At 52.8% G+C, this 21661-nt stretch carries 33 protein-coding genes and 1 pseudogene; 3 read left to right on the top strand and 31 right to left on the bottom strand.

What is annotated here, in order from left to right; all coding sequences use genetic code 11:
- Positions 1 to 22: 22 nt before the first annotated feature.
- The 30 genes and pseudogenes from RWV98_RS05840 to RWV98_RS05700 form a co-directional block, all read right to left on the bottom strand.
- Entirely contained in the window at positions 23 to 427 is a 405-nt protein-coding gene (locus RWV98_RS05840) for a phage tail assembly chaperone (RefSeq protein ID WP_317864440.1), read from the bottom strand.
- An 18-nt stretch (positions 428 to 445) separates the two neighbouring features.
- Complete coding sequence (locus RWV98_RS05835) at positions 446 to 889, bottom strand: phage tail tube protein (RefSeq protein WP_317864438.1); 444 nt, start codon at positions 887 to 889, stop codon at positions 446 to 448.
- A 15-nt stretch (positions 890 to 904) separates the two neighbouring features.
- On the bottom strand, positions 905 to 1969 hold the full coding sequence (locus RWV98_RS05830; RefSeq protein WP_317864436.1) for a phage tail sheath subtilisin-like domain-containing protein: 1065 nt from the start codon (positions 1967 to 1969) through the stop codon (positions 905 to 907).
- A 4-nt stretch (positions 1970 to 1973) separates the two neighbouring features.
- Entirely contained in the window at positions 1974 to 2432 is a 459-nt protein-coding gene (locus RWV98_RS05825; RefSeq protein ID WP_317864434.1) for a phage tail terminator family protein, read from the bottom strand.
- A 3-nt stretch (positions 2433 to 2435) separates the two neighbouring features.
- A complete protein-coding gene (locus RWV98_RS05820; protein ID WP_317864432.1) occupies positions 2436 to 2894 on the bottom strand; it encodes a hypothetical protein in 459 nt (152 codons plus the stop codon).
- Positions 2894 to 3514 carry a hypothetical protein gene (locus tag RWV98_RS05815; protein ID WP_317864430.1) on the bottom strand — a complete coding sequence of 207 codons (621 nt, stop codon included), beginning with the start codon at positions 3512 to 3514 and terminating at the stop codon, positions 2894 to 2896. The genes RWV98_RS05820 and RWV98_RS05815 overlap by 1 nt, the downstream gene beginning before the upstream one ends.
- Positions 3498 to 3830, bottom strand: a complete 333-nt coding sequence (locus RWV98_RS05810) for a head-tail connector protein (protein WP_317864428.1) — start codon at positions 3828 to 3830, stop codon at positions 3498 to 3500. Before RWV98_RS05810 ends, RWV98_RS05815 begins: the two co-directional genes overlap by 17 nt.
- A complete protein-coding gene (locus RWV98_RS05805) occupies positions 3827 to 4237 on the bottom strand; it encodes a hypothetical protein (RefSeq protein ID WP_317864426.1) in 411 nt (136 codons plus the stop codon). The genes RWV98_RS05810 and RWV98_RS05805 overlap by 4 nt, the downstream gene beginning before the upstream one ends.
- 16 nt (positions 4238 to 4253) lie before the next feature.
- Entirely contained in the window at positions 4254 to 5525 is a 1272-nt protein-coding gene (locus tag RWV98_RS05800; RefSeq protein WP_317864424.1) for a phage major capsid protein, read from the bottom strand.
- A 39-nt stretch (positions 5526 to 5564) separates the two neighbouring features.
- The gene (locus RWV98_RS05795; protein ID WP_317864422.1) at positions 5565 to 6296 is read right to left on the bottom strand and encodes a Clp protease ClpP; all 732 of its coding nucleotides are present in this window, start codon (positions 6294 to 6296) and stop codon (positions 5565 to 5567) included.
- Positions 6293 to 7516 (bottom strand): phage portal protein, encoded by a 1224-nt coding sequence (locus tag RWV98_RS05790; protein ID WP_317864420.1) that lies wholly within the window; start codon positions 7514 to 7516, stop codon positions 6293 to 6295. Before RWV98_RS05790 ends, RWV98_RS05795 begins: the two co-directional genes overlap by 4 nt.
- Positions 7517 to 7694: 178 nt before the next feature.
- Positions 7695 to 9359, bottom strand: coding sequence for a terminase large subunit (locus RWV98_RS05785; RefSeq protein WP_317864418.1), 1665 nt, complete (start codon positions 9357 to 9359; stop codon positions 7695 to 7697).
- Between the two features lie 134 nt (positions 9360 to 9493).
- The gene (locus RWV98_RS05780) at positions 9494 to 9868 is read right to left on the bottom strand and encodes a hypothetical protein (RefSeq protein ID WP_317864416.1); all 375 of its coding nucleotides are present in this window, start codon (positions 9866 to 9868) and stop codon (positions 9494 to 9496) included.
- 159 nt (positions 9869 to 10027) lie between these two features.
- Entirely contained in the window at positions 10028 to 10543 is a 516-nt protein-coding gene (locus RWV98_RS05775) for a phage terminase small subunit P27 family (RefSeq protein ID WP_317864414.1), read from the bottom strand.
- 2 nt (positions 10544 to 10545) lie between these two features.
- Positions 10546 to 11841 carry a site-specific DNA-methyltransferase gene (locus RWV98_RS05770; protein WP_317864413.1) on the bottom strand — a complete coding sequence of 432 codons (1296 nt, stop codon included), beginning with the start codon at positions 11839 to 11841 and terminating at the stop codon, positions 10546 to 10548.
- A gap of 129 nt (positions 11842 to 11970) precedes the next feature.
- Positions 11971 to 12351, bottom strand: a complete 381-nt coding sequence (locus tag RWV98_RS05765) for an HNH endonuclease (RefSeq protein ID WP_317864412.1) — start codon at positions 12349 to 12351, stop codon at positions 11971 to 11973.
- Entirely contained in the window at positions 12335 to 12544 is a 210-nt protein-coding gene (locus RWV98_RS05760; protein ID WP_317864411.1) for a hypothetical protein, read from the bottom strand. Before RWV98_RS05760 ends, RWV98_RS05765 begins: the two co-directional genes overlap by 17 nt.
- Before the next feature lie 64 nt (positions 12545 to 12608).
- On the bottom strand, positions 12609 to 12767 hold the full coding sequence (locus RWV98_RS05755) for a hypothetical protein (RefSeq protein ID WP_317864409.1): 159 nt from the start codon (positions 12765 to 12767) through the stop codon (positions 12609 to 12611).
- A complete protein-coding gene (locus RWV98_RS05750) occupies positions 12764 to 13615 on the bottom strand; it encodes a rolling circle replication-associated protein (protein ID WP_317864408.1) in 852 nt (283 codons plus the stop codon). Before RWV98_RS05750 ends, RWV98_RS05755 begins: the two co-directional genes overlap by 4 nt.
- A gap of 129 nt (positions 13616 to 13744) precedes the next feature.
- The gene (locus RWV98_RS05745) at positions 13745 to 14668 is read right to left on the bottom strand and encodes a hypothetical protein (RefSeq protein ID WP_317864407.1); all 924 of its coding nucleotides are present in this window, start codon (positions 14666 to 14668) and stop codon (positions 13745 to 13747) included.
- A gap of 87 nt (positions 14669 to 14755) precedes the next feature.
- On the bottom strand, positions 14756 to 14953 hold the full coding sequence (locus RWV98_RS05740; RefSeq protein ID WP_317864406.1) for a hypothetical protein: 198 nt from the start codon (positions 14951 to 14953) through the stop codon (positions 14756 to 14758).
- Positions 14950 to 15345 carry a hypothetical protein gene (locus tag RWV98_RS05735; protein WP_317864405.1) on the bottom strand — a complete coding sequence of 132 codons (396 nt, stop codon included), beginning with the start codon at positions 15343 to 15345 and terminating at the stop codon, positions 14950 to 14952. The genes RWV98_RS05740 and RWV98_RS05735 overlap by 4 nt, the downstream gene beginning before the upstream one ends.
- Before the next feature lie 85 nt (positions 15346 to 15430).
- Positions 15431 to 15874: pseudogene (locus RWV98_RS19400) on the bottom strand (ParA family protein); the annotation flags it as partial.
- A gap of 14 nt (positions 15875 to 15888) precedes the next feature.
- Positions 15889 to 16095, bottom strand: coding sequence for a hypothetical protein (locus RWV98_RS05730; RefSeq protein WP_317864404.1), 207 nt, complete (start codon positions 16093 to 16095; stop codon positions 15889 to 15891).
- 3 nt (positions 16096 to 16098) lie between these two features.
- Positions 16099 to 17415, bottom strand: coding sequence for a replicative DNA helicase (locus tag RWV98_RS05725; protein ID WP_317864402.1), 1317 nt, complete (start codon positions 17413 to 17415; stop codon positions 16099 to 16101).
- Positions 17403 to 18224 (bottom strand): hypothetical protein, encoded by an 822-nt coding sequence (locus RWV98_RS05720; protein ID WP_317864400.1) that lies wholly within the window; start codon positions 18222 to 18224, stop codon positions 17403 to 17405. The genes RWV98_RS05725 and RWV98_RS05720 overlap by 13 nt, the downstream gene beginning before the upstream one ends.
- Positions 18221 to 18409, bottom strand: a complete 189-nt coding sequence (locus tag RWV98_RS05715; RefSeq protein WP_317864398.1) for an ArsR family transcriptional regulator — start codon at positions 18407 to 18409, stop codon at positions 18221 to 18223. The genes RWV98_RS05720 and RWV98_RS05715 overlap by 4 nt, the downstream gene beginning before the upstream one ends.
- 158 nt (positions 18410 to 18567) lie before the next feature.
- Positions 18568 to 18846 (bottom strand): hypothetical protein, encoded by a 279-nt coding sequence (locus RWV98_RS05710; protein ID WP_317864396.1) that lies wholly within the window; start codon positions 18844 to 18846, stop codon positions 18568 to 18570.
- A gap of 39 nt (positions 18847 to 18885) precedes the next feature.
- Entirely contained in the window at positions 18886 to 19341 is a 456-nt protein-coding gene (locus tag RWV98_RS05705) for a helix-turn-helix domain-containing protein (protein WP_317864394.1), read from the bottom strand.
- Positions 19342 to 19395: 54 nt separating this feature from the next.
- Complete coding sequence (locus RWV98_RS05700) at positions 19396 to 19599, bottom strand: helix-turn-helix transcriptional regulator (protein WP_317864393.1); 204 nt, start codon at positions 19597 to 19599, stop codon at positions 19396 to 19398.
- A 145-nt stretch (positions 19600 to 19744) separates the two neighbouring features.
- Here RWV98_RS05700 and RWV98_RS05695 point away from each other — a divergent pair, with 145 nt between their 5' ends.
- On the top strand, positions 19745 to 20101 hold the full coding sequence (locus RWV98_RS05695) for a helix-turn-helix domain-containing protein (RefSeq protein ID WP_317864391.1): 357 nt from the start codon (positions 19745 to 19747) through the stop codon (positions 20099 to 20101).
- 157 nt (positions 20102 to 20258) lie between these two features.
- Here the strand turns inward: RWV98_RS05695 and RWV98_RS05690 are convergent, their stop codons facing one another.
- The gene (locus RWV98_RS05690; protein ID WP_317864389.1) at positions 20259 to 20447 is read right to left on the bottom strand and encodes a helix-turn-helix transcriptional regulator; all 189 of its coding nucleotides are present in this window, start codon (positions 20445 to 20447) and stop codon (positions 20259 to 20261) included.
- Positions 20448 to 20591: 144 nt separating this feature from the next.
- Between RWV98_RS05690 and RWV98_RS05685 the strand changes: the two genes are divergently transcribed.
- Complete coding sequence (locus tag RWV98_RS05685; protein ID WP_317864387.1) at positions 20592 to 21083, top strand: hypothetical protein; 492 nt, start codon at positions 20592 to 20594, stop codon at positions 21081 to 21083.
- 26 nt (positions 21084 to 21109) lie between these two features.
- A complete protein-coding gene (locus RWV98_RS05680; RefSeq protein WP_317864385.1) occupies positions 21110 to 21646 on the top strand; it encodes a hypothetical protein in 537 nt (178 codons plus the stop codon).
- Positions 21647 to 21661 lie beyond the last annotated feature (15 nt).

Genomic DNA, 21661 nt, shown 5'->3' with positions numbered 1-21661 from the left:
AAATACGTCTCGTCGTCCGTTCTCAGTTTTTTTCGATGTCCGCCACGACCGAAATGGTGGAATGCCGGTATCCGGAAAGCTTCTCGATCGCAATCTGCAAATCGACGATTTCACCGGCGCGCAGCATTTTCGTCACAACCTCGTAGGGCGTTGCCACGCCGAGCGCCTGCTGCAAGCGCTCGTCGCGCAGGTCGGGCGCGATCACGCCCTTGCAAATAATCGCCGCCGCGATCTTGCCGCTGTTACCGCGGTTCATTTCATTAATTTCCTCGACTTCGTTATAGGTCAGCGCCCGGACGTGGAATGCCACCGGTTTGCCCTTATCGTCGCGCCAGCTGTTAAATGTCAGCAGCTGCTCCGCGGGCGGTCTTTTGCATACGCCCAACAACCGCTCCACCGTGCTTACCTCTGCTGTTTCCTGTGCCATTTTTATTTCCTCCTATCATTATTTCGGACTGACCGTATCAAGGTAGTCCCACTTGGTAAACGTAAAGGGGCATTCGATTTGCCCTTTCTGCCCCGCTTCCCAGTCGGCCAGCGTCAGATCGTCGAACGACGCATCATAAACGACGATGCGCTCCGAGCCGTAAGCGTCGGGGTCGTTAAGATTGCTGATCAGCTTAACGCGCTTATCGCGTCCCGCCTGAATACTGTCCGACAACGCAACCGCCATACGCGAATTGACCTTGTGGAAGCGGATAGACCCTGTGCCCTCACAGCTCATCACCTTTTTATCCACCATGATCTGCCCGCACATAGCAACGCTTTCCTTGTTTTTGGTTATCTTGGCTTGAAAACCTAGCGTCTCGCCGCACTTTTCGCCATCCATCCATGCCTCGCCGTGCGTGCCGGACATGACGCGCGCGGCAGAATCCATGCTGTTGCTCATTGTTGCTTGCCCTCCTTATACCGTGATCTTAATAGTGACGTCCTCGATCGCGTCCAGCACCTTAAACGTACCGGTCAAGAATACGTTAGATCCGGTATCCGCGTGCCGCAGCGCGTCATCGTCCATGTCGTCAGTGTTCGTGCCGTGCGTATCAAGGTACGAACGCACCGCGTCCACGTCGATATCCAGCACGCTCGCCCCCTGCTGCAAAATTCCCGCGGCCTCGAGCTGCTGTAAGTACACCCGTCCGGCTGTGATCAACAGCATGCGATTATCGTAACTGTTGGCGTACTTGCCGATAAACGTGTCCTCGATCGTCGCCCGGAAATCCGCGTCAACCCGGTCGATCACCTCAAGGATTTTGATTTTTTTAAAGGTCTCACCGTGATCAGGCAGCACCGTGGTCAATGAATTGACCGCCCTGCCGATCTTCACCTGTCGCCCATCGTGGATTAGAATCAGCTTGCCCGCGTCGATCGCGGCGTCGGCGGTCTCGGTATCCATCCGGTCAACGTCGGTCAGCTCCGGCAGCGGGGCATAGGTCGCCGACATCGTCCACGGTGTGCCCGCGAGAATACCCGCAATGCGCGAGCAATACTCGGCGGTCGTATAGGTCACCTCACCGTCCGTCATGCCGGTCGCAACAAAGTTGATAGCCGGGTCATAGTTGGCCGTGTTATTCGGCAGCACACACTTTACGTGGCTGTGCTCGCTCCGGCGATCTTTTACCCATTGCAGCAGCGCCGTCGTTTCGGCCTCGGTCATGTCGGGCGGCCCGCATAGATAATCAACCTCCTGCGTCGCGAAATACGCCAGCGCTTCGGCAAGGTTGGTATCGTCCGCACCGGTCACGAACACATACACCGCCTTGGGCGGGTTTACATATCCCGTAAAGGCGCGCTGAATATACGCCTTGTTGTCGGCGCTCAGTGTTTCGGGGATTTGCGCCGCGCGGGTCAAACGGTGCTTGCCCGCTGCCTTGGTGTCGCGAACGATCAGCCCCAAATACCCCTTGTCGCTCATATTGATTGCGGCATACGCCGCCGTTTTAAATGTAATATCAATGGACGGTAGTCCCATATTGTTAGCCCTCCTTTGGCTTTGTCGTCGTCTGCACGCTCTCGATCAGCGGCAGCGTTTCCGGGTCTGCCGGGCGCGCGTCCTCGTACAGCATGGATATGGTCACATCGGCCACGTCCAGCGCGCGTGAAACGTCCACCCGCTCGGCGGTCAGCTTACGCCCGCCGCATACGATCGCGCCGCGCTGCAAAAGCGCAGCGGTCAGCCGGTCGGCCACTTCATACAGGCGGTCGGTGCTGGCTGCATAGTGATCATCCACTGTATCAATGCACTGCACGGTAACCATCTGTTGCACCTGCACGTTATCGCGGTTCAGCGTCGTAATTGTCCGCCCCTCCGGGCGAATGAAAAACGAGGGGCGCGCGAATTTCTCCGGCAGCGCCTCCACATACACCGTGCGGTCTGGATACAGCCGCACCAGCGCCGCGTTCACCCCGTCTGTGATTTGTCTTACAGTCAGCATTTGTTATACCCCCGATATTCGCGACGTTACCTCGCGGCCCCAATTCCGAACCTCGGCTTGTAGCATCTTGGAAAGTTGCCCGCGGTAAGCATCGTAAAACCCGTGGCCGGACACATACAGCACACGAACACGCGGGCGGTATCCCGGACTTCTGCCGCGCGGTCGCCGGATTGCGTGTCCGTTTTCAAGGTAGTTGGTGATCGCGCCGGGACTGTTGGGGCCGGTGGAGCTATCGATCGCGCGCACCGCCGCATAGCCGCCGCCCGAACCAACATATTTTGTTTGCCACCCGGCCACATGCCCGTGTGCGTCGTTCAGCATCCCGGACACATTGCCGCGCAAGCCGGTCAGCATTCGCGCGCCTAGTTTTTCGTGGATAGCGCGCTGATCGGCGGGCTTACGCTGCACCTCCTGCGCGCAGACTTTTCCGAATCTGTCAAGCCAGATCAATGCATCTTGCATTAGGCATCAGCCTCCCGCGTCAGTTCATATTCGTTTTTCCACTCGCTCAGCTCGTGCGGCACTTGTACCCGGTAACGGCATGGTTCGCCGTCGTCGTCCAAAATGCCGCCCACGGCAACGATCTCGCCCGGCGCAAGCTTGACCGCTTTCGGGCACACCGCCACAAGCGTTTGCGTCGTGGTGTCGTGGATATCGCCCGCGGTAAATCCCGCGTACTTTTCCACGATGCACGCGGGGAAAGATAGCTTCACAGCCTCCGTCAGGGTAGGCCGGTTAAGCTCGTTTTTCTTGATATCTGTACGCGTTACCGTGCAGACCATAGGCTCAATCATGGCGCATCCTACCTCGATATGCCCGCGATCGGGGTAAGACAGATCGGTCACAAACGCAAAACGGCCCCGCCAGCGAAGCGCCTGCGCTGGTGTCAGCGGGTGACGGCGCAGGGTGAAGGTATAACCTTCCTGCCCCGCGCCAACGGTCGAAAACAGCGAAAGCCGCCCGGTCTTTTCGGATTTGGCCCACGTCGTTTTAGTGGGCGTCCACTCCCAGCCGCTCCTGTCCGCTTTTTCTGTCAATGTCAGGATCGTCACGCGCTCCCGCATTTCACCCACTCGCACCATCGTCCGCACCTCCGTATCCGCTGCGCATTTTTAACTGCGTAATCATCTGCCGCACCAGCCGCGATGTCGCCGCCTGTTCGGGGCTGTCCGCGTCGCGGCTATCATACATTTGCAGCGTCATCGCGTAGGCGATCAAATCATACTGCGCCGGGTTGACGGCGCGGTCTATGCCCGCGCCATCCAGATACCCGTCAGCCGCATCCAGCAGCCCGCAAATGATCTCGTCATCATCTTCAAAATCCACCCGCATGTACTGCTTGCACGCTTTTAGCCGCTCAGCTGCCAATTCCTCGGCGGTCTTTCCTGCTGTGCTCATACTTGCAAAACGGTAATACCGTTATCATCCGGCACATGTAGCCCGTCCGATACCAGTGCAACGGCAGCGGTCGTTGCGGATGCCGCGTCCAAATTGGACACCCGAACGGCTAGATATCGGTAATTGGGGGTAACCCTGCCGCGAACCGCAATCATGCGCCCGCTCGACCCGCTTTCTGGTGCGGTATATGTTGTATCGCCAATTACGGCAGCATCGGTTCCATCATCGGCATTCGCACCTAGCAGCGCAACCTTTACTCCCTTACTTCCTGCCAACGCGCCCACCTGCACCAAAAAACTGTAATGCACGCGGTTGTTCATGTCGACAAACGTGGTCGTTACATTGCTGCCCCCGGTCAACGGCTGTGGGACAACGGCTGAGGAAACAACAAATCTTTCACAATTCATTTTGACAGCTCCTTTCTTAACCGCGAGCATTCAGCACAACGAACGGCGAGCGCAGAATGGTGGAGTGTTTCAGTCTGATCGGGTTTTTCCCCTTTGGCGCGCCGCCCGCTCGCAGTTGGAGGCGGAAACAGTTCTGTGCAGTCAAAAATTCAACGTGGATGGACATATCCTGCTTGACCGTACCCTTGCGAAGCAGCATATACTGCTTCATGTCGAACAAGCCGATATCACCCTCCTGACCGACCGCCGCCATATGGTCGGTTTCGATAATAGGCTTGCCGTATAACGTTGCATAGGGAGAACCGGTTGCACCCGTGGGCGGTAGGTACACAGGCACACCGCCTGTGCCGATCGGCAGCGTCATAAACGGCAGTTCTTCGGCCATGTCGGGGTGCATGACCCATACGGCGTTCGCCTTGCTGCGGGGCAGCATACGACCATGCATGCGAGCGATGTTTTTAAACAGCAGTTTTTCCTTTTGGTCTTTCTCCGTATCCACTGCAACAAGGTTCGGAGAGTTTAAGATGCCCAACGGCTTGCCTACGCCGTCGCCGTCAATGACTGAACCTTCCAGCAGTCGGTTAGCTGCCGTTGCCATTGCATTATTTAATAGCCCAGAAATAAACGCCATATCCTCCATGGCCTCGTCTGTAATGTAGATAAACGCCATAAGTTTATCAAGATCAATCTTGGTTTCGTAAAAATGCGGCTTAGAAGCTGCGACTGTCGCGGCTTCGCTTGCCCAATACGCCTGCACGCCGCCATATACGCTTTCGGATACGTCAGTTTCGTCGCAGGTCATAAAACGCACTGAATTGGAAGCGGAAGACGAGGTGTAGCTGTCAACGCGAGACAGAATATCACCCGTAGTCGCCGCCGTATCAAGGATGATGCCCGCAAAGTCCTCCTGAATTGCAAAGGCTCCGTCCGTGCCAATGCCGGTACTAATACCCTGCGCTTCGTTTACGGCGTGTAGGCGTTTATCGGATACGCCGTTTGCCGCCAGTTTGACCGCGCGTAGCTGCTCGCCCAGAGAATTAAAAGGGGAAACCTTCTTCTTGTTTTCCGGGGCGGCGTCCGGATCAACACCCTCCGGCTCCGCAGCGTCAGACGATGCCTTACGCAGCTCGGCCGTCTGCGTAATCTGGTTGTTGATTTCAGAAATTTTAACATTTAATTCGGTGAGTTTTTCAGCATCACCCGCATCAAGCGCCGCTTCCGCCTGAGCAACAAGAGTCCCCTTTGTTGCTTTCAACTCTGTAATTTTCTTGCTGTAATCCATACCCATTGATGGATACTCCTTTCCGGGCTGTGCCCTTCCGTTGGCCTATATGTTTTTTAGTAGGTTAAGACGTGCACGCTGCAACGCCAGCGCTGCTTTGTCGTTATTCTTTTGCGTAATGGCACTGTGCTCCGTCGCTGCTTTGCGTGCGCGCAGCTCGGCGGCGTCCGGCAAACCGCCTGTTGAAACCAGCGCCCGAATGCCGTTGCCAACACACATTACTACTTGCGCAGCAATAATGCCGTCGTCATCGTAAAGCACCTCGTCCACAAAGCCAGTAGCCAGCGCGTCCTGCGCAGTCATCCATGTTTCAGCTTCCATCATGGCAGCCAGTTCAGCGCGCGTCTTTTTGCCCTTGCACCGCAGTTCGTAGACATTTAGCACGCTTTCGGTGAAGCTTTTCAGCGCCTGCAAACTGCGGCCATGCTCCACCGCATCGCCCGATGTGGATAGTGCCGGCAAGTGGATCATTGTTTGTGCCACCGGCGATGCCTTGATGACGTCGACACCCAGCATACCCACCGACATAGCCGAACCGGACAGCGATTGTATCTCAGCTTCGGTCGGCACGGCAGCGCCCTTAAGCACGCTATAGATTTCGTATCCGGCGAACATATTACCGCCCGGCGAGTTTACTTCAAACGTCAGCGTTTCGCCCGCTGGATTATCTGCGATTGCCTGCCGCACGTCCTGTGGGGATATAACGGTATAGCCACACCATCGGTACAGTTCCGCGTCCTCGTCTGCCACCACATAGCCATTCATTTGCGTTCTCATTCATTCACCCCCTTCACAACATGATCGATGGTGTCCAGATTTTTTGTGATGAAGAAATGACCGCCCACGCCATTCGGCTGCGGGTTACGTTCCTCCAATGCTCGGCATTCGTCTGGATTCAAAATCCCGCTGTACACCATCGTCTGATAAAACTTTGAGCGCGTCGCGTCATCGCCGCGCATCAACGCCGATACGTTAGCGCGCATATAGCAGCCATCATTTAACTGCGATTCGTGATATAGCTTATAAGCAAATTCTTGTTCCCATTGCGTCACATGTGGCACGATCGCGTTCGTAACGAACACCAGCTGCTGCTGCTCGTTCGAGTTGTACGACTGTTTGCCGCTTTGCAGCATAAACTCCGGGATGCCGGTAAAGCGGCTGATCTCTTCCACCGAAAAACCGCGGCTTTCAATAAATTGCGCGTCAGCCTGCGAAATGCCGAGGGAAGTATACTTCATGCCTCGGTCAAGCAGCGCAACCTTAAACACGTTGTCCATGCCAGACGCATAATGTTGAAACTCATCGCGGATTCGCTCGCGAGTAGTCTTGTCGGCGTCCGTGTCCACCTCAAGCACGCCGGAAAGCCGTCCACCATTGGCATAAAACTTGCGCAGATATCGTTGTGCGGCGCGGTCAGTCGCTATGGTGTCGCGTGCCAGATCAAGAACGCCGCGGCCTTTTTTAGCATCATAGGTCTCAAAAAAGGTTAGGATAAGCTCGCCCGGTTGAAACTTTCGCGTCATGCCATCCACACTGAATGCATACCATACCTGCCCGCTGTCCGAGTCTTTCATGTACTGGTAGCCGTCGCTTGGCAATGGAATCAACCCGATCACATTCCCTAGACCGTCCCGTTCGATATACGCAGCCCCCAAACCATGCCAAAATGATTGAGACGCGATAACCTTTTTCCCTAATGCCGGACTCATTGTGTCGTTCATTCGTACATGTAACACGCGATCAAGATACGGGTCACAGACGTCCAACCGTTGACCATCTTTTTTCTGTTTCAGCGCAATCGGTATCACGCTCATGGCCGATGTGAAAATGCGGTGCGCTCCGGCCACTGGCGACAAGCGTTCCGCACCAGCTACGGATTTTTCCGGGTCATCGGCGTCCAATGAAAAAATGCGCTCGATGCGTTTAAGCATTGCGTCGTAATCCATCTCGGTGTATGTAACAGATTGCCCGGCGGCCATAGCTCGGCTTGCAATCATTTACGCCACCTCCCCAGACTGGCACGTGCAACCAGTCGCCCGTAGGCGATCAGACACGCTCCGGCAACACCAAGGGCCTGCGCACGGCCATAGCATGCGGCAGCCGCGACAAAGCACACGCCGCCAGCAATTAGCAGCAGGTCGTCCAAATACACTGCAAGGCTTTGTTTTAGTTTTTTTAACATAGTAAACTCCATTCCTCTGCCTGCACCTTTTCATTGATGCTGGGGTGTTGCTCCAAAAACGATGTTGCAAACGCGATTATCCACGCAACCGTAATATCAATGCGTCCAATCGACCGTTTTTTTGTTGGCCTTATGTTCTCAAGGTCATCAGTCACACAGCGCACATTGCCAAAGCACCAGCGGGCCGCCGTGTTATGGATGTGCAACATTTCGTGCGATCGAATCAGCCTCTCAAGTTCTTTCATCGGCGGCGAAATGCTTTGAATCCCTTGCGGTATCTCAACTACCTGTGCGCCACAGTGGCAGTCGGTAAACTCCTTGCTCACTCGCTGCATTACGGTAGCGCCCAGATGCGGGTCAAACCCTACCATGCGCAGGTCGTAGTCCTTGGCCGCTTGTACAATAGTGCCGATGACATCCTCAAAATCGATAATGTCACCTTCACATCCATGCAAAAAGCCCGCGCGTATCCAGTCACGAAAAGGCACGTGATCGCGCTTTTCCCGGTCCTCCATGTCATCCAGCGGCACCCACCCTTGGAACAACGCAACCCATTTTTCCAGCCCGTCTTGCGGCGGGAACAAAAGCACAAGCGCGGTAAGGTCTGTACTTTTGGAAAGGTCTACGCCGCCAAAGCAACGTTTACCGCGCAAAAGCTCCACTGCGTCACGCCAATGCTTGCACCCCTCCGGGTTCCACTGCGTCTTGTCGTAAATCGTAAGGGGTATCCACCCAACAGATTTTGTTGCAATCCACTGGTTCAGCCGCAGCCAGCGAAACAGCCGCTCGGCGGCTTCGCTCTGCTTGGCTTCCCGCGCTTCCGCGCGGATAGATCGCATCTTGATCGTTTTTCCGATGGACGGATTACACCGTCGCCACAAGTCCTCATCATAGATATCGATCTTGGCCAGCTCGTCTTCGTCCTCAATTAGCCCCAGCCCGTACATGATCGGCAGCCAGCGCGGGTCGTCATAGTCCCGCTCGGTGCGGCGGCCATTGCGGTACCGCAGGATAGCAAGCGCCTTGCAGTGTATCTCCCAGCCGATGCTGTTACGGTCGGGATCGTCGCCCGCCGTCGTCAGCACGATCCACACCGGCTGCTGCCGTGCGTCGCCTGCACCGAAGGTCATAACATCCCACAGGTCACGGTTACGTTGCGCGTGCAGCTCGTCAAAGATCACGCAGCTCGGCTTGTAGCCGTGCTTGCTGTACGCCTCGCTGGACATCACCTTAAGCTTGCTGCCGCTCACGTTGTCATAAATCGTTTTGGTACTGTCCACAATGCGGCTGCGCTTTGCAAGCGTCGGGCACGTTTCGACCATATGCTTTGCCGCCGCAAAGACAATGCCCGCGTTGTCCCGGTCAGCCGCGACCACGTACACCTCGCCGTTTATCTCGCCGTCCGCGTACAGATGATAAACCGCCAGTGCGGCGGCCAACTCGCTTTTGCCGTTTTTCTTTGCGATCTCCAAGTACAGGTATTGGTACCGGCGCATGTAGCTGCCCGCCGTATCAGCGTCCTCGTCCTCAATCAGCTCTCCGTAAAATTCCTCTACGGATTCGCGTTGCCAGTTGATCAATGCAAACGGCTCGCCGTTGGAGCACTGCAAGCACTCGATAAAGTCACATACAAACGACGCCTGCTCGGCGTCAAACATGCTGCCGCACCTCCTTTCTTAACCTCGGCGCTCTGACGGACGCGGGCAGCTCTTGCCGCCCGCACCGCCGAAAGGAAGGAAATTTCCGGGCGGAGGGAAAGCCCGCCCGTCACAGCGCCGAGTCAGCAACAAATTCAGTCGCCCATATTTACATACTGAACAAGATAATCGTCTGGCACCAAAGAGCATGCAAAGTTAGCTTTTAAGACATCGTACATATGCGCTGCCAATTTGCATTCTTTTGAAATTGTGCTGATATCAACGATCAGCTGATCGATACGCAATCCATGAATAGAATGCGATTTAGGCGAAAAAAAGTGGATTACTGTGCCGTCTGCTAGTTTAAGGTGCCTTCGACTAGAAGAAACAATCTTTTCTCCGTTTTGCAAAGCAAGATTCTTTATGTAATTTCGTGCTTTTTCCATACTGCGGCTCAACACCGCAATCTCAAGCGGTCTTGGTTCACACTCTTCCATCTGTAACCATGCGGCTCTATACCATTGTGTCATTGTCGCTTACCTTTCTTTCGGTGTTCAATTTGGACAGCTGCTTACGCATCTTCCCGTGCGGACACTCCCGCACTTTCTCAACTCGCCGCATCGCGCTCTCACAAAATCCGTATTTGTTGATCATCGGGCACGTAAGCGGGCACATCATCACCGGCGCGCTCAAGCTTTCTGCCGCCTTTCCATTCGCTCGCGTAAGGTCTTACTCATCGCGTCCTCTTCCTCCTTTGGAGCCTGCGGCACCACCAGCTTGCACCGGCTGGAAATCGATAACCCCAACGCCTGTGCGCAAGCGTGACACTGCCCGAAATAGATATTCGCCGCCTTGGCCCACGCTAGGCTGTCTTTTAAATCCATCGCCATAATTGCGTGGTTGGCGTTGGCTTGCGTCCGTGTCCACGCCGCTCGTGCGATCAAATAACGCGCCAGCACATCAAAGTCAAGGCTCGCAAAAATATGTAAGTCGATCAGCTGCTTTGCGATTTTGCGAAATTCCGCATGCATCGAATCCGGCAAGTACTTGGGTGGCACAATCCGCTTTGGCGCGTCTGCCGTCACCTCGTTCTTTGCTCGCTCTTCGATTTCTTTGTTCGTTCGGTGCCCCTTCATTTGCTTTCGCGCGTCCTTGATATTGACCGTCCCATCCGGCCCCCTAGGCAACGGCTTTTTAGCTGGCATGGTTATTCCTCCTCAAGTAATTCTGCTTTTTTACCAGTAAGCCGCTCCCATCTGGCAATAATGACATCGCACCAGTGCGCTTCAAGTTCCATCATGTAACAGCGCCGTCCCAGTTGCTCGCATGCAATCAGGGTTGTTCCGCTCCCACCAAACGGGTCGAAAATCTCGCTGCAAAAATCCGTCACATCAATTATTTTTGCAATAAGATCAACCGGCTTTTCCGTAGGGTGGTTTACATTTCCCGACCGAGGGCATGTAATCACATTCCCCTGCGCCTTATGCCGGTTAAATTTATGTTTAGTGCGTGATGCCATCAAACAAATTTCATGCTGTGCACGCCAACCGCACCCCAAGCCCGGAGCGCCCTTATCCCATACGATCATATTTCGCACACCGTACCCAGACGATTCCGCGCAATCAAACAGGGTGCCGAACATTCGCCAGTCGGTGAAGATGTAAGCGATTCCAGCATCCCATACGTTTTGCAACATGCTTTTTATTAAAGCCGCATAACCCCGTGTAGATAGCGTGTCGTTTGCAATCATAATGTTGTCGCGCGTGCCTATACTGCCCTCGCCCCTCCCGGATTCCTGAAATCCGCCCGAGCAATACGGCGGGTCTGTTACTATACAGGTCGGGGTGCCCCCATCAACTAGGCGCTCAACTGCTGTCTTATCCGTGCAATCTCCACACATCAGACGGTGGACGCCCAACCGCCATACTTGCCCGCGCTTAGTGCGTGGCTCAACCGCATCCGGCACCTCGTCCTGTGTTACCTCCACTGGCTCCATTTGCAGATCATCCGGGCAAAACCCGGTAATGTCCAAGTCAAAACCCGCGTCCTGCAACTCGCTTAATTCGGCTGCAACAAGGGACATATCCCAACCAGCCAGCTCAGCCAACCGATTGTCGGCCAATATATAGGCGCGCCGCTGCGTATCGGTCAGGTGCTCAATCAGCACGCAAGGTACATTGCGCATACCTTCGTCTTTCGCTGCCAGTATGCGTCCCCGACCAGCAATAATATTTCTGTCACTGTCGATAAGCACCGGGTTTACAAATCCAAATTCACGAATGCTTGCACGCAGCTGTGCAAGCTGCGCATCACTATGCGTTCTGGCATTGCGAGCATAGGGCACCAGCTCATCAATCGGTACCAGCAGTATTTTTTCCGGCATAAACCACGCCGGTTCTATCGCCGTCGCCAGCTCGCCCGGCCCCGCCGTTCCCGGCATTTTGTTTTCACTCACTTTTGCTTCTCCTTCCATTGGGAAAAAATCCTGTGCAGAGGAGGCCATGCGGTCTTGCGCCCCTCGATCGCAAACTTTTTTGATCGGGGGGTATCCCGATAAATCCATGGATTTATCGCCAAAGTCGCGCGCCGCGTCGGTGCGCACCAGCGTCCAAACGTTCGGCCAGTAGCGCCGCTATCGGCACGATTTTTTAGCGCGTTTTCGTATGATTTGCGCCATAGTTTTGCGGCTATGGCAGCTATGACACAGACTTTGCAAGTTGCTACGATCGGTAAACCTTGCCCAATCGCCCTGATGGTCTACGATGTGGTCAACGTCCGTTGCTTGCACGCGGCGGCGGCCATGTGCAGCGCATTCGCGGCAGAACGGTTCTTGTAGCAGCTGCGTGGGCCGCAGGTCGTCCGTCCATATCGGCAGGCTGTACCAGCTATGCCAAGCGCGGCTTTGCTCGCTGCGACGCTCTGGCGGCCTATGCTGATCACAATAGCCGCCGCGCACCAGCACAGCGCACCCCGGATGACGGCACGGCCTTAGTGGCTTAGATGCCGTGGGCATCACCACGCATTTGCGCAATATCTTGGGCACTGCTGGTGATCATGCCGTCCAAAATACCAATGCGTCGCCATAGCAAATTGCGTTCGTCCCGTGACCAAACATGCTTGACCTTCTCTCGCAACGCATCTCTACGGCGGCGCAGCGGCACGAGATTGCGCTCGTACTCTTCGGCCATTTCTTCCAGCGTCTTCACTGCATCGCCCCCTTTCAGGCAAACAAAAAAGAGCCCAAACACATACCGGCAATCCGGTTTGTGTTTAGGCTCCTAGCTCGTAGGCTCGTGGCTCGATTTCAATATTCACTTTTGCCTTACAGTGCTTACACTGAAAAAGCAGGTCTTTAATCAGCGTCTTGTCGCTGACCGGGAAAAGCTTGCGCCCACACTGCGGGCAGCAGTACCAACCGTTTTTAATCATACGGCTTCTCCTTGTCTCTTATTGTACCGTTTTTGCTTTGGTTTGTCTACCCGTCTTTCTACTTTTCTACGCCCGCGTCCCTTAGTTAATGGTAGCTTCGAGCCAGAAATAAAAGAAACGGACGATTTGACCGCCGCCTTTGGCAGCAGGTATTTAACAGCTTTGAATGATGCAAACTCGTTGCGGTCGCCGCTCTCGACCACATTCGTCGCGCCGGGCGGCGCTTCGACGGTTGAACCGTCATCCACCCAGTCATAAGTAACTTTAGGCTTTGGCAAGTTTCGGGAGCAGGTAAACATCCGCTTACCATTTAGGGATGCTTCCCTTCGTTCCTTAGATAGGTATCCGGCCCAGCCGCTATACCCTGATTCGCCGTATCCGGTTTTATCATATATATGCCGTAAATCTATTTGGTCACCATGCGGCCAAAGACTGCGGATAACTTCGAGATCATTTTCCGTTTGGTTTAGTATCAAGTGAAAATGCAATCTATGATCGCCGTGCAATCCTTCAGGGCAGATGATATAAAATAGTTCTTGTCCGCGCGCGTTCCTATATTCGCGAAGTTGGCGTAAGAATTTACTCAGCAGCTTTCGCCCCGCCTTGCAGTCACTTGGTAGCGCCCAATCCCCAAAAGTAAGCGTTACGACCAGATCAGACAGGTCAAACGCTGCCGCCATGCGCAGCTCCAGCTTCCGTTGTGCCGAATTGCAGTTAGTCAGCTCCATGGCCCGCGCACTTATTTGTTTTTTCTTTTTGCGCACATATTCATCATCGCGCGGGTTTGGTACGGGATATACAATATCCCATACCAAACGACCTGCGCGTACTGTTTTTCGTCGTTTCAAATCGGCACCTCCCGCAGAAACACCGATAGGGAGACCGCAGTCTCCCTATCACGCTTTTTACTTCATCGAACGTTCGTTTGCTTAATAGAATATGGGTTAATTGCGCTTTTGTCAAGCAGCTAGACCGGATTAACAATACTCTGCTCGTATTTCGTCCCAGTGCGCAGCAATGCCGGGCCAGTTTTCCGCAACGCTTTCAAGCATGTTTTGCTCTTCGCGCTCTTGTTTTACGATTGCCTTATACTGCCTTTCATTGCGATATCGTCGCACATTATATTCGATTAGGTCACTTATTACTTGCGGCTCTAGTGCGTCAAGCTCCCAGCACTCGCCGCCAAATTCTTGTATATACCCCGAGGCTCGGCTATCTGTCAACTTCGTCGGGTTCGGTGGCGGGTTGTACTGTTCTATTTGATTCATGTTCAGCGCGAGCCGTTTAAAATCTACGGCCAACACGCCAAACAGGTCAAGGCGGTCAACAATATCGCGGCTCATATCTTTCCCGCTCGGATCGTGATCGCCAAGATGCAACAGCACAACGCTCTGGTGCTGCTTCATTTGCCGATCTCGCAAGCGACGAGCTGCCGTCCACATTTCAGACTGCGATACATATCCCCGACATGAAAAGTAATTGACATCAAGTCTCTCACATATTTGTCCTACGATACCGACCAAAGCGTCCTTTTCGACCCACACTTCCACATAGTATCGCTGGCCTTGCCAGTGGTCGCGGTGATACGACCACGCTGCCGAACGAATAATGCTTCCGGGGTTTTGCCAATGCGAATTTCCACGAAGGTTTCTGGTACGGTCTTCAATGGCGTTCCAATCAATCATGCCCGCCAGCCGAGCATCGTTGATCAGCGCACCAAGGTTTTTATAGCTGCGCTCGTTGTTGGGGATTATGGCCCTAGCAACCATCTGGTAATACGCCTGTCGTAACGTTAAGCTAAAGCCTTGCTTTTCGTATTCTGAGATCACGGTGTTTACACGCTGGATGAGTTCTAGGCGCTCTCCGCGGAATGCCTTTGGCACATATTTGATTTTAGGCATTGACTGTGTCCTCCTTGCTGAACCGCCCCATACCCCCGGGGGTGGCATTGCCCCAGCACCTCGCAGATGCGGGGTTGTCCTGATCAATCATGGTCGTTTTCCTCCTTCGGCGCGGAAGGCATCCACCTGTTCGATTGCTTCAACCGCATCTCGCAGCGCTGTGCGGTACCCTCGTGGTTCATAGCCGTCTCCCAGCCGTTTAATAGCGTCTATCGTTTCCGCCCTGTCTATCAGGTCAGGCTTTGCGTCGCCCATCACAGCGGCGGTAATTTTATCGTCCTTCATACAACCTCCTCCATCTCCATCTGCCCCGGCAATACGCCGTCCGCCATCCACCAGTGCATGATATCGCGTCCTGTGTGCCCGATACGCCATGTAGCATCCAACCTGCCCCTATGCTGTCGTTCTGCCAGCATCGCGTCGAACGCCCTAATGTATGCCCGTTCATAGGTCGGGTATCGTGCAAATTCAAACCGCATCCCCTTGCGGCCTGCCATCGGACAACCAATACAACCGACGCGCCGCATACCGTTCAGCTCGAACAGGACGCTGCGCATGCCGTCCTCGTTCTGGTCGCCCAGACCGAGATATTTGACGACCAGCGTTTTGCCATCCTCGATCATGATTTGATTGGTTTCGCCCAGCGCCATGCCGTTGAAGAACACATGACTGCCCATGCGGGTAATATAGCCGTATTCCTGCCGAAATTTGCTCTGTCAGCTCGGCCACGCCGTCCTGCTCGAACATGCCTGTTTTGATCGGGATTACAACGTCGTCCGTCGCCGCGATCGCCGAGATCGACGCGATTGAAAAGGCGGGGGGACAATCCACAATCATGTAATCATAGCTGTCATCCTCGGCCAGCGCGTCCCGCAAGGCAGTTACCGCTCGCATGGCTACCTCGCGAGAGAACCCGGTTGCAATATCCAGCGACGCAAGCGACATATCTGCCGGAATAACGTCCAGCCCCCGGTAGATCGTCTGCTGGATGATATCATCTGGATTGGTGTACGTCCCCTCAAGTAAGTCGGCTAACGTCGCTGGCTCCGGGGGAACACGGGAAAACCGCGTGGAATTTCCTTGATGGTCTGCGTCGATCAACAACACACGTTTTCCGTACTCGGTCGCAAGGATCGCAGCCATGTTTACGGCGGTGATCGTTTTACCAACGCCGCCCTTCAAATTGACAATACTAATGGTTTTCATTTGATTTTCTCCTTTCAATCGTCCAAAATCCTGCCGTCCGGCAGCATTTTATAGCATTCGCGAATCACATATGGCGTGCCGGTCATCAGCCCTACGCCGCGCGTTATAATACAAACAAACCGGCGCTTTGGGTGCACCCAGCGTTCCACCGTTTGCTGTTCGGTCTTGGTCGTATCTTTTTTCTTGCCCATTGCTGTAATTCCCTTTCCGCTGTTATCCATGTTCTATGCGCCCGGCATATGCACTTGCTCTGGCTGTGGCTCTTTCATTTCTTCGATTTTCGAGGTGTAGAATCCGTTCCATTCCTCAACGAAACGTTGGTATTTCCCTTCAAACCAAAATGGTAGGGTAATTCTACTGCCATCACGGTTTTTTGCGATTTTAACCACTCGTAGGCTATCGTCAGCAAAAGCGCGCAGCTGCTCTGGCGTTTTCAGCTTGTCTTTGTCCGGGATACCTATACGCAAAACCACATCTGCGTCCTGATTAATTTGTCTCGATCCGCGCAATTTACCTTCGTTGCTTAGTTGGCTTAACGCAACTACGCAAATGCCTGTTCGCGCCAGTTGTTGCAGCGCCTTTGTATTTGCTGTAATGGTATCATACTCGGACATGCGCGGGTTACTCGGCGGTATAAGCTGCAAGTAATCTACAATAATCACCTCTGCGTGCGACCTAATTGCATCCGCACGGATTTCCTCGGCGGTCATCGCATGCGCTTCCACAATGCGGAAAGGCAGATTGATTAATTTGGATTTTGCATGCACTATGGCTTCCCATTCGTCAGGGTCGGCTTCATGCGCCTTGATCTTGTTCAGGTCAACCAGCGCGGTGCGGGCCATAATGCGTTGCATTAAACGCTCTCTGGACATCTCCAAAGTGTAAAAAACCACTCTGTTTTTTGCAGCAAGGGTTTGAGCGGCGTTAAGCGCATAAGCAGTTTTCCCCGCAGAAGGTTCTGCTGCAATAATCACGTACTGCCCAAGCTCGGTTTGTGTTGCACGAGTTACAGACGGAAAGCCCCAATCCAAAAATTTAGGTTTTTCGTCCCAATTATTGAAAAACTCGAATAACAAATCAGACATATCGCTGCCCCGCGATTCGCTTTCTCGTGCCAGCACATTTTCCATTTGCTGCACTTTCGCAGCGATTTCAGGTATTGGCGATGAATATGTAACATGACCCAGCGTTTCCCGCAGAAGGGCGTCGATCTGTGTACGCTTCGAGCAATCAAGTAGTTGGCGCACATACGATTTGCAATTCCAAGGCGATGGCATCATATCTGCCAATTTTTTTATCAGCGAGATATACTCTGTGCCGCAAGCGCTGCGAACAGTGATCGGGTCTACCGTGTCGTTGTTAACGAACATCTTGCGACAGGTCTCAAAAATATAACGATAATCGCCGGTTATAAAATCCTCGGCCTTTACACGGCTAAAAACGTCTGCCGCGTTCAGTGGCGCGTCCGCGATCAGTGCACCAAGTACGCTTTGTTCTGCATCCCGATAAAGCTGGATGGATTCCTCAGTCATTGCAGCCATGGGTATTCGTCCTCCTTGAGATATACTTGCGGCTCTTCGGGTTTCTGCGACGAATGATCAGTGTATTTTCCCTCGAGCACCTTCACCAAGTTGTCCTCCTTGGTCAGCCAATCAAAGTCCGCTTTCCAGCCTCGGCTGCCGCCACCGGTACACAAGTTACTGGCTTGCGCCAAGTGGAAAGCACTGACCAACTGATCGGCTGCGTAGCCTTTGCCAAGCAGCACCCGTACCGCCTTGGCCCGCTTGTCCGTCATGCGAATACACGGGTTAAGCTTCGTGCAGATCGTGTTATATTGCTCCATGACCCAGCGCGGAGACGGTTGCTTATCTTGCTTATTAGCTGCTGCTATTACTATGGTCTTATTCTGTTCCTTTAATGTTTCCCCGTTTGGGGACAGGTCGTCCCCGTTCGGTGACGGCTTATCGTCCCCATGTGGTGACGGGGTGTCCCCATTCGGGGACAGGGTACCACCAAACGGGGAAACGGGTATCTTTTCTTCCGCGACGGAATAATAAAGCGTGGTATTGCTGGGGTCTTTACTGTAGTTTGCAGTCATGATTAGCCCCGCATCACGCAGCTTTCCTATGATGCGCTCAACCTGTCGCTTTGTCCAGCACGGATACATGCGGCATAGCGCACGAATGCTGTTATACGTCCAGTAACGCCCATCATGTTCATGTCTGCCATTCGCCGCATTTTTCTCGATCCACCTTCGCAGCTCGCTGATAAAAGCGGCCTCGTCCAAGCCACCTATCTTTTGCTCTCGTAACCATTGTGCGAGCGCGATATCCACTTGCAGGTAATTCATACCATACCGCCCCGCTCGCGCAGCTTTGCCAGCTGCCGGGAGATTTGACTGGACGAAACGCGAAGGATTTCCGCGATCTCGCCGATCGTATAATTCGCCCCGTACAGGCCGATCAGGCGCACCGTGCATTCGGGCGTCCAGCGCTGCCGTGTGGCCGCACACTGCCGCGATTCGCAAGTTTTCACCGCGCACCCCTCCCTTCATTCGGGCGGCGCAGCCATTCGTCAGCCGCCCGTGCTATCAGTATGAAAACACCCGCCAGCGCCAGCAAGGGCGCGCCAAAACCAAAAGCTATTGTTTGCCATTGCATGATTGCTTGTCCCCATTCCTTTCAGGCCGGGTGTCAGTCCGGCCGTTCCTTCCCAAAACCCAGTAAATCACCCAGCGATACAGTGGCGCGCGTTTGCCCAGCTTTCAGGCCAAGCACAGCCCGCAGCTCTGGCTGCGTGGCGGCCATTTGCGATACTGTTTCGCCAAGATTTTGGGCTATCTTTGCTTTACACCGCTCCCACTCTTCCGCAGGCATAAGCAATGTCCCGTCATAGTCCCGCACCGGCAAGATCGTGCCATCGGGACAAATAAACTCGCTGCGCCCGCGCAGCGGCATCGTTTTGCGCGCCATCACGCACCCCCTCGCTGCATCCTATTCGCTATGGGTTGTCTATCTTTCCACCTGTGTTTCGCCAGCTATCAGGGCCATTTCGCTTAAATACGCCCGGCGCAACATTCGCTGCTCTATGGCCTGATAGCGTGGGTACTCTGCATCATCGATCTTGCGGTCAAGCGCAATACGGGCCAGATCGTGCGCGTCGCGGCGTTCCTGCTCATAGTCCGCGGCTTCAAGTTCCACTTCCAGCGCGAGCTGTTGCAGTTCAACGTTGCTTTCGGGCCGCCGCATGCAGTGTCCCAGCGGGCAGCGATTGCAGTAAAATCCCCGTAACCATGGTGCGCGATATAGGGTTGCCATAGCTGCAACCTTCTCAGGCGACGGCTCGCGGATCTCTTGCTCGATGTCTTGCAAGCATCGCACTGACCAGCCCAACCGCTCCGCTGCGGCTTCTTGGGTTAAATTCGCGCCCTCTCGGGCACTTTGGTAAATATTCTGGTAATCCTGCATCGTGTTAACATCCCCTTTTTCGTGGTATAATGCTTAATAGTTGATATGTGGTTTTCACGCCTCCTTTGCGGATTCTTCGCGATATAGATCATCTATAGTGCAGTTTAGATAGTTTGCAATGGCTGGTAAAAACTTAGGTCTTGGATATGTTCCGTCGGCCTCCCATTTACATACGGTACTACGATCAACCCCCAACTTATCAGCCATAGCTTGTTGGGTAACACCGAGGGATTCACGACGATTCTGCATAGATTTCATTTTCTTCACCTCCACATGAAGTATGTTCACCTCGTGCCTATATTATAGGTGACGTTTCTTCACTTGTCAATACGTATCATGATTTTTCTTCACTTTTGTTGAAATGTGAAGTTTCTTCCCTTACAATTACACTAGAGGTGATACCGTGAACAATTTAAGAGCAGCGCGGGCAAACGACCCCCGTAAACCAACACAAAAAGAAGTCGCATTTTTTCTCGGTGTCGACCGAAGCACTTATAATAAATATGAAACAGGCGACAGCGAACCCAACTTTGATACTATTTGTCGGCTCGCTGATTATTTTGGGGTATCTGTAGAGTATTTAATGGGCCGAACAGACAAAAAAAAGCCGCCTATTCCTGATGGAATAAGCGGCCTATCGCCCAAACAAATTAAAATTCTTGAAATGATGGATCAGATGACGACTGAACAGCAGGACGAAATGGTTCGTCAAGCTGAATACCAATTATGGCAGCAGCAACGCAATAAAGACGGTCGATAACCTCGTCGTCAGCATCCCGCATAATTTCGGCTACACGCCGTTGTTGTTCTGTCATGTGACCGCCTCCCAAAATCGAACACTTGTTCGTGTCTTTGTGTCTTATATAATACAACCGCTGACACGATTTGTAAAGTGGCAAATTGCACAACAGCGACTACTATAGTCGAAATAGGTCGTGCACATCTGCATGCAGTGCTGCTTCCAGCATTAATGCGATATCTACGCCGGGGATGCGTTTACCTGTCTCAATCTGGCTGATCGTCGCTTTGGACACACCAGCGCGCGCGGACAGCTCGTCTTGTGTTAACCTACGCATAATTCGATAATACCTTACCTGATTTTCCATATCTTACACCCTTTCGACCGATTTGTTAAGTCAAGTTTCGATATCGAAACACTTATCGGCATAGGATGCGTAGTTTCAGGCACGAAATACAAAAAATCAAAAAACGGTGTTCAATTTGAACACCGCGAAACGTAGGAGGGGCAAATGAAAAGATCCTTTTCTTTTTTGATATGTTGCCTTATGCTGTTTGCCCTATCAGGTTGTGGCGAGCCCAAGCAACAAAACCAGAAAATGCAAGACTTTTCTGCCAGCGAAATTATTGATTATATAAACGGGGTTGTTAGTGAAACTGATAATAATTTGGTGTTGCCCATCCCTGACACCTCAGAGACTGACGAAATTGGTGTTACTGCTTATTTGAGAATTAGTTTTACGGCGGGGGAGGATAATCTGCTTGATGAAATCAACCTATATTGGTATAATACAAGCTTTAGCCCCGAAAGCGGGTATACCGCTGGTTTTTACGCCAGTGTGCTTTTAAATGCACTGACACCAGAAATTGCTGATGAAGTAGGCGAAGCGTTAGATAGTACCACCAGCATGGTTTGGGATAGCAATAACACGTCTGTAAAATACCTACACATTTCTGAAAACGCAAATCGCATAATTTTTTCTGCTGATCAAAATCAGCAGTGATTTAGAGAAAAGGATAAATAGTAATTATGGGGTTCTTGGATTTTATTTTTCCTAAGGAAAACGATGTAAGAACCGGTAAGGCTGTAGTGCAATGTCCCCATTGCTATCACGCTATCGATTCAAAGAAAGCTTCTTGGGCCGGACTGTGCCCTCGTTGCAAAAGCTTATTGCAAATGGATATTGAATCACGCGGACAAGTAGATGAAGACTATTTTAAAAAGCTTGATTTTGATCATGCTTGGCTCGAACAGGTTACCGGCTTTACGCATAAACATGATGGTTACGATCCGCAGAAAGTCATTACTAGCTTAAATACCTTGCAACAGTTATACATGATTTGGGATGTCAATAATCCCTATGACCAAACTGCACTAAAGATATTAACGCCTGAGAGTAAATATGTTGGGTGGTATCCCCGCAATGGACAACATAAAGACTTACTTATTTTGTTTATACAACACGAATTGCCCTATTCAATAACCGTTTCTCGCACATATCAAAACTATAATCATGACTGGCGTTGCGAAATAATGATTGTACCGCCTTTCGTGAATTTGGATTAAGAGGCCCGCCCACTA

Source organism: Agathobaculum sp. NTUH-O15-33 (genome assembly GCF_033193315.1).
Taxonomy (GTDB): Bacteria; Bacillota; Clostridia; order Oscillospirales; family Butyricicoccaceae; genus Agathobaculum; species Agathobaculum faecihominis_A.
The sequence above is the reverse complement of the archived record's forward strand: the minus strand, read 5'-3'. Positions and strand labels throughout refer to the sequence as shown.